At 61.7% G+C, this 13,693-nt stretch carries 14 protein-coding genes; 8 read left to right on the top strand and 6 right to left on the bottom strand.

Annotation, left to right across the window (positions count from 1 at the left end; translation table 11 throughout):
* Positions 1 to 16: 16 nt before the first annotated feature.
* Together AC1Q9F_RS17320 and AC1Q9F_RS17315 are read right to left on the bottom strand one after the other, a co-directional pair.
* On the bottom strand, positions 17 to 766 hold the full coding sequence (locus AC1Q9F_RS17320; protein ID WP_492620443.1) for an HvfC family RiPP maturation protein: 750 nt from the start codon (positions 764 to 766) through the stop codon (positions 17 to 19).
* The gene (locus tag AC1Q9F_RS17315; protein ID WP_492620442.1) at positions 759 to 1,598 is read right to left on the bottom strand and encodes an HvfB family MNIO-type RiPP peptide maturase; all 840 of its coding nucleotides are present in this window, start codon (positions 1,596 to 1,598) and stop codon (positions 759 to 761) included. The genes AC1Q9F_RS17320 and AC1Q9F_RS17315 overlap by 8 nt, the downstream gene beginning before the upstream one ends.
* A 1,278-nt stretch (positions 1,599 to 2,876) precedes the next feature.
* On the opposite strand from AC1Q9F_RS17315, the gene AC1Q9F_RS17310 reads away from it, so the two are divergent.
* Both AC1Q9F_RS17310 and AC1Q9F_RS17305 read left to right on the top strand, forming a co-directional pair.
* Complete coding sequence (locus AC1Q9F_RS17310) at positions 2,877 to 3,923, top strand: class I SAM-dependent methyltransferase (RefSeq protein ID WP_492620441.1); 1,047 nt, start codon at positions 2,877 to 2,879, stop codon at positions 3,921 to 3,923.
* A gap of 81 nt (positions 3,924 to 4,004) precedes the next feature.
* Positions 4,005 to 4,853 carry an NAD-dependent protein deacetylase gene (locus AC1Q9F_RS17305; RefSeq protein ID WP_492620440.1) on the top strand — a complete coding sequence of 283 codons (849 nt, stop codon included), beginning with the start codon at positions 4,005 to 4,007 and terminating at the stop codon, positions 4,851 to 4,853.
* Here AC1Q9F_RS17305 and AC1Q9F_RS17300 read toward each other — a convergent pair.
* Positions 4,837 to 5,715: a LysR family transcriptional regulator gene (locus AC1Q9F_RS17300; protein ID WP_492620439.1), complete on the bottom strand. Its 879-nt coding sequence runs from the start codon at positions 5,713 to 5,715 to the stop codon at positions 4,837 to 4,839. The two genes, AC1Q9F_RS17305 and AC1Q9F_RS17300, sit on opposite strands and share 17 nt — an antisense overlap.
* Before the next feature lie 173 nt (positions 5,716 to 5,888).
* Between AC1Q9F_RS17300 and AC1Q9F_RS17295 the strand changes: the two genes are divergently transcribed.
* From AC1Q9F_RS17295 to AC1Q9F_RS17285, 3 genes are read left to right on the top strand one after another with little or no spacing between them, the layout of a single operon-like run.
* Positions 5,889 to 6,587 (top strand): CoA transferase subunit A, encoded by a 699-nt coding sequence (locus AC1Q9F_RS17295; protein WP_007956274.1) that lies wholly within the window; start codon positions 5,889 to 5,891, stop codon positions 6,585 to 6,587.
* A gap of 24 nt (positions 6,588 to 6,611) precedes the next feature.
* Complete coding sequence (locus AC1Q9F_RS17290; protein ID WP_492620438.1) at positions 6,612 to 7,277, top strand: CoA transferase subunit B; 666 nt, start codon at positions 6,612 to 6,614, stop codon at positions 7,275 to 7,277.
* A gap of 11 nt (positions 7,278 to 7,288) precedes the next feature.
* The gene (locus AC1Q9F_RS17285; protein WP_492620437.1) at positions 7,289 to 8,470 is read left to right on the top strand and encodes an acetyl-CoA C-acetyltransferase; all 1,182 of its coding nucleotides are present in this window, start codon (positions 7,289 to 7,291) and stop codon (positions 8,468 to 8,470) included.
* Between the two features lie 106 nt (positions 8,471 to 8,576).
* Here the strand turns inward: AC1Q9F_RS17285 and AC1Q9F_RS17280 are convergent, their stop codons facing one another.
* Positions 8,577 to 9,179, bottom strand: a complete 603-nt coding sequence (locus AC1Q9F_RS17280) for an NADPH-dependent F420 reductase (RefSeq protein ID WP_011333514.1) — start codon at positions 9,177 to 9,179, stop codon at positions 8,577 to 8,579.
* Positions 9,180 to 9,293: 114 nt separating this feature from the next.
* Here AC1Q9F_RS17280 and AC1Q9F_RS17275 point away from each other — a divergent pair, with 114 nt between their 5' ends.
* The gene (locus AC1Q9F_RS17275; protein ID WP_492620548.1) at positions 9,294 to 10,187 is read left to right on the top strand and encodes a LysR family transcriptional regulator; all 894 of its coding nucleotides are present in this window, start codon (positions 9,294 to 9,296) and stop codon (positions 10,185 to 10,187) included.
* Here the strand turns inward: AC1Q9F_RS17275 and AC1Q9F_RS17270 are convergent.
* Positions 10,184 to 11,452 (bottom strand): Nramp family divalent metal transporter, encoded by a 1,269-nt coding sequence (locus tag AC1Q9F_RS17270; protein ID WP_492620547.1) that lies wholly within the window; start codon positions 11,450 to 11,452, stop codon positions 10,184 to 10,186. The two genes, AC1Q9F_RS17275 and AC1Q9F_RS17270, sit on opposite strands and share 4 nt — an antisense overlap.
* Positions 11,453 to 11,579: 127 nt before the next feature.
* On the bottom strand, positions 11,580 to 12,119 hold the full coding sequence (locus tag AC1Q9F_RS17265; RefSeq protein WP_127797603.1) for a chalcone isomerase family protein: 540 nt from the start codon (positions 12,117 to 12,119) through the stop codon (positions 11,580 to 11,582).
* A gap of 147 nt (positions 12,120 to 12,266) precedes the next feature.
* Here AC1Q9F_RS17265 and AC1Q9F_RS17260 point away from each other — a divergent pair, with 147 nt between their 5' ends.
* Together AC1Q9F_RS17260 and AC1Q9F_RS17255 are read left to right on the top strand one after the other, a co-directional pair.
* Positions 12,267 to 13,040 (top strand): hypothetical protein, encoded by a 774-nt coding sequence (locus AC1Q9F_RS17260; RefSeq protein ID WP_492620436.1) that lies wholly within the window; start codon positions 12,267 to 12,269, stop codon positions 13,038 to 13,040.
* Between the two features lie 86 nt (positions 13,041 to 13,126).
* Entirely contained in the window at positions 13,127 to 13,693 is a 567-nt protein-coding gene (locus AC1Q9F_RS17255) for a DcrB/PsbP domain-containing protein (protein WP_085748241.1), read from the top strand.

The raw sequence follows: 13,693 nt of genomic DNA, 5'->3' as shown, positions 1-13,693 counted from the left end.
TTTGTTGTCGGTGAGATCAGTTGATGCCGATCACCCCGTCCTCATGCAGTTGCTGCAACAACGCCAGACCGCTGTCCATGAATGACACTGTTTCCGGCAACCCCGCCTCCAATCCCAAGCGTTGCAGTTGCTCACGACCATTGAGCAACGGGAACTCCTCGATCCGCTGCAACAACCGCCACGCCAGCGGGCTCAGTTCGGAAAACTTCACACTCCAGTCCGCCGTGCGCCGTACCAACAAAAGCGTCGGCTGGGCTGGTGGCGTGGCCGGTTGATGATCCGGCCCGAGCATCTGCACCGGCCAGGTGTACGCCAAGGGCCAGGCCAGTGCCGAAACCTGCAACGGCTGCTCCAGCAATCGCGTCGGATCACTCGCGGGCAAAGGTTCGGCGTCGGACTGCTGCAACACCATTTCCACCCATTCGTAGTGCGCCAGCTCCACCAGAAACGCCGGCCAGTCGCCCTCGCTCAACACGGCAGGCTCCGAGGCGAGGTAACCGACAAACTCCTCGGCGATCTCACCGAATTTCGGCGTCTGCGCGCGGTAGTCCCGCAGGAAGCCGCGGATCAACGTGCGCCAGCGTTCCTGACCGATAATCCGGATCAACACCGGAAATGTGCTGCCCAGCAGTTGCGAGACATTGTTGAACACCAGATCGCGATAGACATTAACCCGCGCCGCGTTCATGTCGGCGGGCGGCGTTTGATGCTCTGGGTCGCGCAAATAGCAGGTCAGCGCCTGTTGTTGCAGCAGAAGATTATCCACGCGGGGCTCCTTCAGTTTGCAGGCGGCGGATGGTTTGCAGTTCGGCCACCAGTTCAGAAAACGCCGGGAAATTGAAATCCCGCTCCAACAACGTTGGCTGTGCGCCGAATCGGGCATAGGCGTCGGCCAGCAACGACCAGACCACCGGTTTGACCGAGGCGCCATGGGTGTCGATTTTCAGCGTGTCGGACTCGTCGAAGTGCCCGGCCACGTGCATGCCGACCACCCGGCCCGGCTCGATGGCAGCCAGAAATGTCTGCGGATCGAAACCGTGGTTGATCGAGTTGACGTAGACGTTGTTCACGTCGAGAAGCAAGTCGCAATCGGCCTCGCGCAGCACGGCGTTGGTGAAGGTCACTTCGTCCATGTCCTGCCGGGGCGCGGCGTAGTAGGAAACGTTCTCCACCGCCAGGCGTCGGCCGAGAATGTCCTGAGCCTGGCGGATCCGCGCGGCGACGTGGTGCACCGCTTCTTCGGTGAACGGCAGCGGTAGCAAGTCGTAGAGGTGACCGTCGTCGCTGCAATAACTCAGGTGTTCGCTGTAAAGCGGCACTTTGTGTTGATCGAGAAAGGTCCGCACTTCCCGGAGAAAACCGACGTCCAGCGGCGCCGAGCCACCCAGCGACAACGACAATCCGTGGCAGGACAACGGATATCGCTCGGCCAGCTCGCGCAACGCGGCGCCATGGGCACCACCGACGCCGATCCAGTTTTCCGGGGCGACTTCAAGAAAATCGAAATCGCCGGTGCGGGCGGCCTGCAGGTCTTTCATCAGACCGCGACGCAGGCCGAGCCCGACACTGGCCTGCAAGGTGGGGTGGGGAATCTGCATGTACAAGGTCTCTGCTGAGGAGCCGCCGGGCGTGGCGACTGACAGGCTCAGTTAAACCGGTGGGTGTATCGCGGCTGTGTGGGCAATGCGCGGGAAGTGGCGGGTTTTGTATCGGCGGTGAGTCTGTACACAGTGGGATACAGAACCGCTGCCTTCTTAGCGAACGGCGAATTCATCGGTTTAAACCAACTCAGAAACTGTACATACAACCCTGTATATCCAGAGCTTACGGATGACTCCTACAGATGCCGGCGAAATGCCCTACCTTCGCACGAGAACCATCTGATTAAATTGTCATTTTTGACAGATTAATGAAGCAAAAAAAACCCGCGTCAGCCGAAACTGACACGGGTTCCCCCCACATCAACGACAGTTACTTCAGGTCGTCAAAGTGGTCTCGCAGGAACTCGTAAAAGCGAAACGCTTTCAACAATCTCCATACGAGGCTCAACGTACGCAACAAAAGCTTCATACGTTTTGGCCTCCAAGGTTGGGGGCCAAACCTCCAGCGCACTTACCGGATCACGCGTACCTTCGGAAGAACACGCCAGTACTTCCGGTGAGGCGGCCGGTTGAAATCCCTCCGAATCATCATTCCGGCACGGATGCAAAACCGTGTCAGAGGGCTTGAAACCGTTAGGCCACCAGCCAAACCCTACCGCTGCACCAGGGTGTGAGCGCGGGCATATTAACCCAGAATCGCAGGTGGTAAGTCTCGGCCCAGTGATTCCTAAATGAAAGAAGCACGCATTTTGTAAACCGTTATTTCTGTCAGTACCTCTCTCCTATATCAGGTACTGAAAACACCGTTCAGGATCTCTAATACACCCACTCATCGCGGGTAAAAATTACGTTGCAAGGATAGGAAAAGCTCAATAACATGACTTCCACGCCAGTGCTTCCGGTGAGATGCACTAAGCCTCAGCCGCAATCTGAGGCTTGCTAAAAAACCGCCCCGCAAGGCGGTTTTTTTTCGCCCATCATTTGCTCCAGGCGGACATGGGCCGGCGCTTTGTCTTGGCCTCTTAGCGGAATCAAATTCGGGAGCCCACGCTAAGGTGGAAGAGCGCACCATCGCGACACACAACGATTCACAGCCCCGAAATCCACACAGCCCGCTCCCGCCGGCGCCAACAGCGGCTAGACTCAATCAGTACCCAGTCGAGGGGGACGCAGGACAGCAGTGTCGCCCTGCCCGTTTCCACGACCACCGCCCGGTGGTGAATGCCTCGACCCCCAACGCCACCGGACTGTGATCCTGTCAAAGGAGCACATGAAATGGACGAGGCCAGACTCAACGAATTCATGGGCAAACTGGTCAACGACATGGGCGGCGCGGCGATGCTGGCCAATGTCATTGTCGGCGAAGAACTCGGCCTGTATCGGGCAATGGCCGACAGCCAGCCGATCAGCCCCGAATCCCTCGCTGCGAAAACCACCTGCAACCCGCGACTGGTCCGCGAATGGCTGAGCGCCCACGCGGCGTCCGGCTACATGGAACACCACGACGGCAAGTTTCGCCTGCCAGAAGAACAGGCGCTGGCTTTGGCCAAGGAAGATTCGCCGGTGTACGTGGCCGGCGGGCTCGGGGTGGTGGCGTCGTTTTTCCATGACAAGGACAAACTGGTCAAGGCCATGCGCGGTAACGGCGCCCTTCCTTGGGGCGATCACCATCCGTGCATGTTCACCGGCACCGAGCGCTTCTTTCGTCCCGGCTACAAGGGGCATTTGATCGCCGAGTGGCTGCCGGCGCTGGACGGCGTGGTGGTCAAACTTGAGGAAGGCGCCAAGGTCGCCGACATCGGCTGCGGTCACGGTGCGTCCACGGTGATCATGGCTCAGGCCTATCCCAACTCGCGGTTCGTCGGCTTCGACTATCACGCGCCTTCGATCACCGTCGCCACCCAACGGGCCGAAGAAGGCGGCGTCAGCAGTCGCGCGCGGTTCTTCCAGGGCACGGCGAAAAGCTATCCCGGCGATGACTATGACCTGATCTGCTATTTCGACTGCCTGCACGACATGGGCGATCCGGTCGGCGCGGCGCGGCATGCCTACGATTGCTTGAAGGACGACGGAACGGTGTTGTTGGTCGAACCCTTCGCCAACGATGCGCTGGACGACAATATCAATCCGGTCGGGCGGCTGTTCTACGCGGCATCGACGTTCATTTGCACACCGAACTCGCTGTCTCAGGAAGTGGGACTGGGGCTCGGTGCGCAGGCCGGCGAGATGCGCTTGCGCAAAGTGTTTACCGAAGCCGGCTTCAAACACTTTCGGCGGGCGACGCAGACGCCGTTCAACCTGATTCTGGAGGCACGCAAGTAACCTCGGGCAGCGGACGCCTCTGAAAAGAGGCGTCCGTCAGTGCTAACCTGCAAGGCACTTACAGCCTGCGGAGCGCTGATCATGCTCGACCGCCCCCTCCCCGACCCGCTCGACTATCTGCAACAGGTCATGGCCGACGGCGACTTCATTGTGCTGACCGGCGCCGGCATCAGCACGCCGTCAGGCATCCCGGATTATCGCGATACTGACGGCGTACGCCGTGGCCGGCAGCCGATGATGTACCAGGAATTCCTCGCCGCCCCGGAATCGCGCCGGCGCTACTGGGCCCGGGCCATGCTCGGCTGGCCGCGGGTGCGCCAGGCGCGGCCGAACGCTGCCCATGAGGCGCTGGCCAGTCTGCAAAGCCACGGCCGGATCGGCGGTTTGATTACTCAGAATGTCGACACCCTGCACGATCAGGCTGGCAGTCACGACGTCATCGAGCTGCACGGCAGCCTGCACCGGGTGCTGTGTCTGGATTGCGGCCAGCGCAGCGAGCGGGATTCGATTCAGCAATTGATGGAAACGCAAAACCCGTATCTGGCGGGTGTCGATGCCGTGCAGGCACCGGACGGCGACACCCTGCTCGATCCGGCCTTCGAAGCGCGCTTTCAGGTGCCGCATTGCCCGCATTGCGCAGGCGAACGGATGAAGCCGGACGTGGTGTTTTTCGGTGAGAACGTGGCGCAACCGACGGCGGCGCGGGCCATGGCGCTGGCGGAAAATGCCGCCGGGATGCTGGTGGTTGGTTCGTCGTTGATGGCGTATTCGGCGTTTCGCCTGTGCCGGGTGATTGCGGATCGGGGCAGGCCGCTGATTGCAATCAATCTGGGAAAGACCCGGGCGGATGAGTTGCTGGATTTGAAGATTGAGGGGTCGTGCGAACAGCTATTGCCGCAACTGGCACAAAGCCTCAATGCTCAGCCTTAAGGATGTCGAACAACGCCTGCGCCGCCGCCGACAATTCATTCCCCGGATCCGTCAGCACGCCAATCGCCCGCTCCACCACCGGCTCATGCAAGGTCAGGCAATGCGCGCCCAGTTCGCGCATTTGCCCGGCACACAACGCCGGCACCGCACTCACGCCCAGCCCGCTCGCCACCATCCGCCCCACCGTCGCCAGTTGATGGCTTTCAAACTCCACCGGCAGTTTCATCCCTCGGGCCTGCAAGTGTTCTTCCAGCATCACCCGCACCGTGGACGGTCGTTGCAGGGTGATGAACGGTTCCTGCAGCAAGGTCTGCCAATCAATGTCGCTACGGCCTGCCAGGGGCGAATCCTGTGGCACCACGGCGACGAAGCGATCCCGATAAAGCGGTGTGAATGTCAGCGAGGTGTTCTGCATCGGCTCGAACGCCACGCCGAGTTCAACCTGACGATCGCGGACCATTTCCAGCACTTGCTCGTTGATCACGTCGTTAACCGTGACGTTGACGTTCGGATAACGCGCGCGGAAGGTCTTGAGGATCGGCGGCAGCAGGTTGCCGGCAAACGACGGCATCGCCGCCAGCGTGACCCGCCCGCGCTGCAGGCTGAAGCGCTGGCGCATCTCGTCTTCGGCGTTGTCCCAGTCGGCGATCAGGCGCCGGGCCAGCGGCAGCAGCGATTCCCCTTCCGGGGTCAACGCCACGTTGCGCGTGTTGCGGCTGAACAGGCGCCCGCCCAGGCCTTCTTCCAGCGCCTTGATGGTCAGGCTCAGCGCCGATTGCGAGAGGTGCAGGCGCTCGCAGGCCACGGCGAAGCTCAGGCTCTGGGCCACGGCGAGAAAGGCGCGGATCTGCTTGATGGTCATGGTTGTGTTACTCGCCGGACTAAGCTGAACATCCGTCCGCCAACCACGGCGGACATTTAATGAGCTTTATCAATCAATCAACCTTAAAAATCAACTTAACAAATATATTCTTCAGCGCGACACTCCAGTCATTCGGCTAGCCAGCCGCCCGACAAACAATAAAAGAGGTGCATATGGCAGGTTTCGACAAGCGCGTGTATTCCTACGAGGAAGCCATGGCAGGTCTTGAAGACGGCATGACCGTGATCGCCGGCGGCTTCGGCCTGTGCGGCATTCCGGAAAACCTGATCGCCGAGATCAAGCGCAAGGGCACCCGCGACCTTACCGTCGTGTCCAACAACTGCGGCGTTGATGGCTTCGGTCTCGGCGTGCTGCTGACCGACCGCCAGATCAGCAAGGTGGTCGCCTCCTACGTCGGCGAAAACAAACTGTTCGAAGAGCAACTGCTCAAAGGCGACATCGAAGTCGTCCTGACCCCGCAAGGCACCCTCGCCGAAAAAATGCGCGCAGGCGGTGCCGGCATTCCGGCCTTCTTCACCGCAACCGGCGTCGGCACCCCGGTTGCCGAAGGCAAGGAAGTGCGTGAATTCCACGGTCGCAAGTACCTGATGGAAGAGTCCATCACCGGCGACTTCGCCATCGTCAAAGGCTGGAAAGCCGACCACTTCGGCAACGTCATCTACCGCCACACCGCCCAGAACTTCAACCCGCTGGCCGCCACCGCCGGCAAGATCACCGTGGTCGAAGTCGAAGAAATCGTCGAACCCGGCGAGCTGGATCCGGCACACATCCACACGCCCGGCATCTACGTCGACCGGGTCATTTGCGGCACGTTCGAAAAACGCATCGAACAACGCACCATCCGCAAATAATCCAGGCTGACGGAGAACAAGAACATGGCACTTACCCGCGAACAAATGGCTCAACGCGTCGCCCGCGAAATGCAGGACGGCTACTACGTGAACCTCGGCATCGGCATCCCGACCCTGGTCGCCAACTACATCCCCGAAGGCATGGAAGTCATGCTGCAATCGGAAAACGGCCTGCTCGGCATGGGCCCTTTCCCGACTGAAGAAACCATCGACGCCGACATGATCAACGCCGGCAAACAGACCGTGACCGCGCGCATCGGCGCGTCGATCTTCAGCTCTGCCGAGTCCTTCGCGATGATCCGCGGCGGCCACGTCGACCTGACCGTGCTCGGCGCCTTCGAAGTCGACGTGCAAGGCAACATCGCCTCGTGGATGATCCCCGGCAAACTGGTCAAGGGCATGGGCGGCGCGATGGATCTCGTAGCCGGCGCCGACAACATCATCGTCATCATGACCCACGCGTCCAAGGACGGTGAGTCCAAGTTGCTGAGCCAGTGCAGCCTGCCGCTGACCGGCGCCTGTTGCATCAAGCGCGTGCTGACTGACCTTGCGTACCTGGAAATCGAAAATGGCGCTTTTGTCCTCAAGGAACGCGCACCTGGCGTCAGCGTCGAGGAAATCGTCGCCAAAACCGCTGGTAAACTGATCGTCCCGGATCACGTACCGGAAATGCAGTTCGCTGCCGAGTGAGGAATTCGAAAATGCAAGACGTCGTCATTGTTGCCGCCACGCGTACCGCGATCGGCAGTTTCCAGGGTTCCCTGGCCACCGTCTCCGCCGTGGATCTGGGCGCAGCGGTCATCCGCCAGTTGCTTGAGCAGACCGGTCTGGACGGTGCTCAGGTCGATGAAGTGATCATGGGCCAGGTGCTGACCGCCGGCGCCGGCCAGAACCCGGCGCGCCAGTCGGCGATCAAGGCCGGCCTGCCGCACGCTGTACCTGCCATGACCCTGAACAAGGTTTGCGGTTCGGGCCTCAAGGCCCTGCACCTCGGCGCCCAGGCGATCCGTTGCGGCGACGCGGACGTGATCATCGCCGGCGGCCAGGAAAACATGAGCCTGGCCAACTATGTGATGCCGGGCGCGCGCACCGGCCTGCGCATGGGTCACGCACAAATCGTCGACACCATGATCAGTGATGGCCTGTGGGATGCGTTCAACGATTACCACATGGGCATCACCGCCGAGAACCTGGTCGAGAAGTACGAGATCAGCCGCGAGCAGCAGGATGCCTTTGCTGCCGCGTCGCAACAGAAAGCCGCCGCTGCCATCGAGGCCGGTCGTTTTGTCGATGAAATCACCCCGATCCTGATCCCGCAGCGCAAAGGCGATCCGGTGGCGTTCAAGGTTGACGAGCAGCCACGCGGCGACACCACCGCCGAATCCCTGGCCAAACTGCGTCCGGCCTTCAAGAAAGATGGCAGCGTCACCGCCGGCAACGCTTCGTCGCTGAACGACGGCGCCGCAGCCGTGATCCTGATGAGCGCCGAAAAAGCCAAGGCCCTGGGCCTGCCGGTACTGGCGAAAATCGCCGCCTACGCCAACGCGGGCGTCGACCCGGCGATTATGGGCATCGGCCCGGTTTCCGCCACTCGCCGCTGCCTGGACAAGGCCGGCTGGAGTATCGGCCAGCTCGACCTGATCGAAGCCAACGAAGCCTTCGCCGCGCAATCGCTGGCGGTGGCCAAGGATCTGCAATGGGATCTGAACAAGGTCAACGTCAACGGCGGCGCCATCGCCCTCGGTCACCCGATCGGTGCATCGGGCTGCCGCGTGCTGGTGACCCTGCTGCACGAAATGATCAAGCGTGATGCGAAAAAGGGTCTGGCGACCCTGTGCATCGGCGGCGGTCAAGGCGTGGCCCTGGCGCTGGAACGCGCTTAAGAGCAAAAGAGGTTCAACAGCGGGCGGCGGATCCACGACATCCACTGCCCGTTGGCAACAAACCCGGTACGACTCACGTCGCACCGGGTATTTTTTTGCCTGAAGGTCAGGCGAACTTCACCAGATTCAGCACCGGCAACGGCCCGCCCGGGAACTGCACCAGCCGCGCGCCCACGCTCAATTCGCCCAGGTCGATACCGAAAAAACCAAGTTGATCGATCAGCGCACCCACTTCCGCCTTGGCCTGCGCATCATCCCCGGACAGGAACAACACGCGCTTGCCGCCCTCCGACGCCGGATCCGCTTCCAGCAAGCGCGCCAGCAAATGGTTGAACGCCTTGACCACCCGCGCCCCCGGCACCCACTCGGCGAATACTTCGCTGGACGGCCGCCCCTGCAAATCCACCGGTTTGAACGATGGCGCTTCGATCGAGTTGTTGGCGTCGATGACGATCCGCCCGCCGAAGTCCGGCAGCCCGGCCAGCGCCGTCGGCAGTTTCGACCAGTTCACCGCGACCAGCACGATGTCCTGGGCTGCCGCTTCTTCACGGGTCACGGCGCGGGCGGTCGGGCCGAGTTCTGCCACCAGTTCAGCCAGGGTCTCCGGCCCGCGACTGTTGGCGATAACCAACGGGATGCCCTGACGCGACAAGGCTTTGGCAAACGCTGAACCGATGGCGCCGGCGCCGATGATTCCGATAGTGCTCATGGTGTTCTCCTCAAAGTGGGGTAAGACTCGAAACGAATCTTGCGCTTGCCATTCCCACTTGATTAGCCGGTAATGCCTTGAATGATCTTCAAGCATCGCTATCAGGTCGAACCCATGGAAACCCTCGCCAATCTTGAATCCTTCGTCCGCAGTGCCGAGACCGGCAGCTTCTCGGCCGCCGCTCGCTTGCTGGCGCTGACTCCGGCGGCGGTCAGCCGTAACGTGGCGATTCTTGAACGCAACCTCGGCGTGCGGCTGTTTCAGCGCTCGACCCGCAAGTTGGCGCTGACCGAGGCCGGTGAAGGTTTTCTGGCGAGCATCGGCGGCAACCTCGACGCCTTGCAGGCCGCGATTGCCACAGTGGCGACCGAACGCGGCGAGCCGGCGGGCGTGCTCAAGATCAGCCTGCCACCGACGTTCGGCATCGATCACATGCTGCCGCTGCTGCCGGAGTTTCTGGCGCGCTATCCGCTGATTCGCCCGGAATGGCACTTCGAGAATCGTCAGGTGGATCTGATCGCCGAGGGTTATGACGTGGCGATTGGCGGCGGATTCGAGCTGACGCCCGGCGTGGTCGCCCGGCCATTGTCGTCCGCCGAAGTGCTGGCGGTGGCGTCGCCGGCGTATCTGGCCGGACGCAACCTGCCACAACATCCGGCTGATCTCGCCGATCACCACGGCATCGTCATGCGCGGCCTGCGCACCGGGCGCCTGCGCCAATGGCAGATGCACAACGAAGCGGGCGAACAGGCCAGCGCCCTGCTCAACCCGAACATCGTGCTCAACGATCCGATGGCCATGCGCACCGCTGCGTTGTTGGGTCTGGGCGTGACGATGCTGGTGCTGCCCGATGTCAGCGCGCAGATCGAACGCGGTGAACTGGTGCGGCTGCTGCCCGACTGGCAATGCGATGCCGGGGCGATATCGCTGTACTACCCGAGCCGCACCTTGCTGCCGGCCAAGACCCGGGTGTTCATTGATTTTGTGGTCGAGGCGTTTGGCCGTTAGGCGGCCAGCTGCAGAATCAGCCAGGCATTCGCCCCGCTGATCACCACAAACAATCCCCACGCGAGCACCTTGGTCGGCAACCGGTTCACAAACGGCCCCATCAACTGTTTGTCGTTGGTCATGCGAATCAGCGGATACAGCGCAAACGGCAATTGCAGGCTCAACACCACCTGGCTCAGCACCAGCAACTTGCCCACCGCGCCGTCGCCCATCAGCCACACGCCGATGAATGCCGGAATCAGCGCCAGCCCACGGGTAATCAGGCGCCGCTGCCAGCAAGGGATTCGCAGGTTCAGATAGCCTTCCATGATCACTTGCCCGGCGATGGTGCCGGTGAAGGTCGAACTCTGCCCCGACGCCAGCAGCGCCACGCCGAACAGCACACTGGCCAGCGCGCCGCCCACCAGTGGGTCGAGCAAGTGATAGGCGTCCTGGATGTCGACCACGTCGGTGTGCCCGGACTGATGAAAGGCTGCCGCCGCGAGAATCAGGATCGCCGCGTTGACCAGCAACGCCAGCGCCAGCGAACCGATGGTGTCGATGCGCGCCAGTTTCACCGCGTCCTGCTTGCTGGCCAGATCCTTGCCGATCAGCCGTGTCTGCACGATCGACGTGTGCAGGTACAAGTTGTGCGGCATGACGGTGGCGCCGAGGATGCCGATGGCCAGATACAACGGCGCGGCATCGCTGATCGCCGACAGTGACGGTTTGAAGCCTAGGGCGACGTCCGGCCAGTACGGTTTGATCAACAGCAATTCAACGAAGAAACACGCGCCGATGGTGCCCACCAGCACCAGCATGATTGCCTCCAGCCGGCGGAAACCACGGTTTTGCAGGGCCAGCACCAGCAGCGTATCGAATGCGGTCAGGGCGATGCCGAACGTCAACGAACACCCCAGCAACAGGTGAAACGCCAGCGCACAGCCGAGTACTTCTGCGAGGTCAGTGGCGATGATCGAGATTTCCGCCAGCACCCATTGCAGCCTTGCGGTCGGAGTGCTGTAGCGTTCGCGGGACAGCTGCGCCAGGTCGCGCCCGGTGGCGATGCCCAATCGCGAGCACAGGCATTGCACGACCATGCCCGCCAGACTCGCCAGCAACACCACGAACAACAGGCTGTAACCGAAGCGCGAACCGGCCTCGATGGCGGTGGCCCAGTTGCCCGGGTCCATGTAGCCGATCGACACCAGCAAACCGGGGCCGGCAAAGCGCAGCACGCGTTTGAAGAACGAGGCGTTGGGATCGACCGGGACACTGCCGGCCACCTCCGGCGGGCAGAACGGCGCCGTGGCGATTTTGGGCAAGCTGAATTTCACGCACACATCCAGAAACAAGTCGAAAGACGCAGCTTAGACGTTTCAGTCGACGTGCCCAAGAGCAGATGTGCTGTGCTCAGGGTTTGGCATTGCCGAGCAATTGCTGGCGCAGCTCGGGACTGCGCGTGCGCGGGTCGAGCCAGATGTCGAAAAACGCCCGGGCAAACTGCGGATCATCGATTTCATGCTGCAACTGTTGGCCGACAAAGAACCGCGCGCCCTGCCCCGGCAGATACACCCCGGTGATCCGCGTACCAGCCTGCACGTCGACGAACGATTGCTGCATCTGGGTTTGCCACACGGCCAGTTGCACCGGACTGAGGGAGGCACCGGCCAGGCGCCTGATCTCATCCACGCTGGCCTTCACCAGGTCATCGCGGGAAATGGAGCGCCGGTAGATCAGCTCAAGGGCAAAGGGTTGACCATCGGCCAGCGGTCGCGCCGCACTCCACAACCGGGCGTTGTAGACGTCGAAACCGAATACGCTGAAATCGCCGGTGCCGATGATCTGTGCGCCAGGTACCGCGTCCTGCCAACTGGCCCAGGTGGGTGTCAGCAACAAGGCCCACAAGCCGATCCCGCAGCATCCACGCAACACCTTCGGTGTACTGCTCATCGCGGCATCGACTCCGGTAAACCCTGATACTCAGAGCATAGTCCGCTATTGCGCTCGTCATTTTGTATACATGTTTTGCATGCATATGCAGCAATCCGCGAACGACAATGCTAACGTGGCCCTCATTGACCCGACGGAGACACCTGCGTGCTGATCCTCAAACTGCTGCTGATTCCCGGTTTTTTGCTGCTGATTTCCCTGGCCGGGAAGCGTTGGGGCCCCAGCGTCGCCGGGTGGCTGTCGGGATTGCCGGTGGTGGTCGGGCCGATTCTGTTTTTCCTCGCCATCGAACAAGGCCCGGCGTTTGCCGCGCAATCGGCGGTCGCGGCACTGTCGGCCATGTTTGCGATGATCGCGTTTTGCGTCACTTATGCGCAGGTGGCGCAGCGGGCGAACTGGCCGTTGGCATTGGTGGTTTCCTTATCGGTCTGGGCAATGCTGGCACTGATCCTGTCGCTGATTCCGGCCTCGTTGCCTTTCTCGATTGCAGCTGCTGCGACCGCCCTTCTTGCCGCGCCATACCTGTTTCCCAAGGTGCAACCGGTGGTCAGCGGCCCGGCGCCGAAGTCGGACAAACTGGTGTGGCGGATGATTGCCGGTGCGGCGTTGACGCTAGTGGTGACGATGCTGGCCAGCACCGTCGGTGAACGCTGGAGCGGTCTGCTCGCGGTGTTCCCGGTGCTCGGCAGCGTGATGGCGGTGTTTTCCCAGCAGACCCGTGGCCCGGCGTTTACCGCCGCGTTGTTGCGGGCGACGGCGACGGGGATGTATTCGTTTTCGGCGTTTTGTCTGGTGCTGGCGCTGACGGTTCCAAATCTGGGCTTCGGCGGTTTCGTGATGGCCGTGGCCGTTTCGGTGGCGATGCTGGGCGTCACCCGGCAGTTGCTGGCCAAACCCGCGCCGGCACCGTCGCCGAACTGAACCCGCCCGGACAAACCGCTCTGGAGTGCCGGGTGTGCTCCGTGGGATGATCGCCGCCCAAGCGCGACCATCCCTCGGAGATTCGAATGTCATTGCTTAGCAAGAAAGCCGTCGTCCTGTTGTTGGCGGCGGTGGCCGGTTTCGGCGCCATCAATGCTCAGGCAGCCAAGGCCAAAGAGAAGGCTGTCACCGAGAAAGTCTCGATGCTCGACGGCAAATTCAGTTTTGTCCTGCCCAAGGGCTTTGTCGGCGACCCGCTGCCGGCCGGCCCGACCGGTGCCAAGGGCACCATGTACAGCAACGACGCCACCAAGACGGTGGTCATCGTCGCCGAAAACCAGATTCCCGAAGGCAACAACGTCAAGGACAACGACAGCGCGTTCCTCGATGGCACCGTCTCCGATTTCATCGACGCCCAGCGCAAAGCCCTGCCGGACTTCAACAAGCTCAGCGAAAAGAGTCTGACCCAGAAAGGCAACGGCCTCGGTCTGCGTCAGGTCGACAGCACCGCCACCCAGGGCGGCGGCCAGACCCTCAACACCACATTGCTGGCCGGTTCCGGCACGCGCATGGCACTGGTCCAGGTGATTTCCCGGGCCAGCGACAAGAGCGGTCACGAGGCGCTGGTGAAAACCATCCTCAAGGAAAAGTGA

It is taken from the genome of Pseudomonas sp. GW823-FHT04A03 (genome assembly GCF_058796615.1).
The sequence above is the reverse complement of the archived record's forward strand: the minus strand, read 5'-3'. Positions and strand labels throughout refer to the sequence as shown.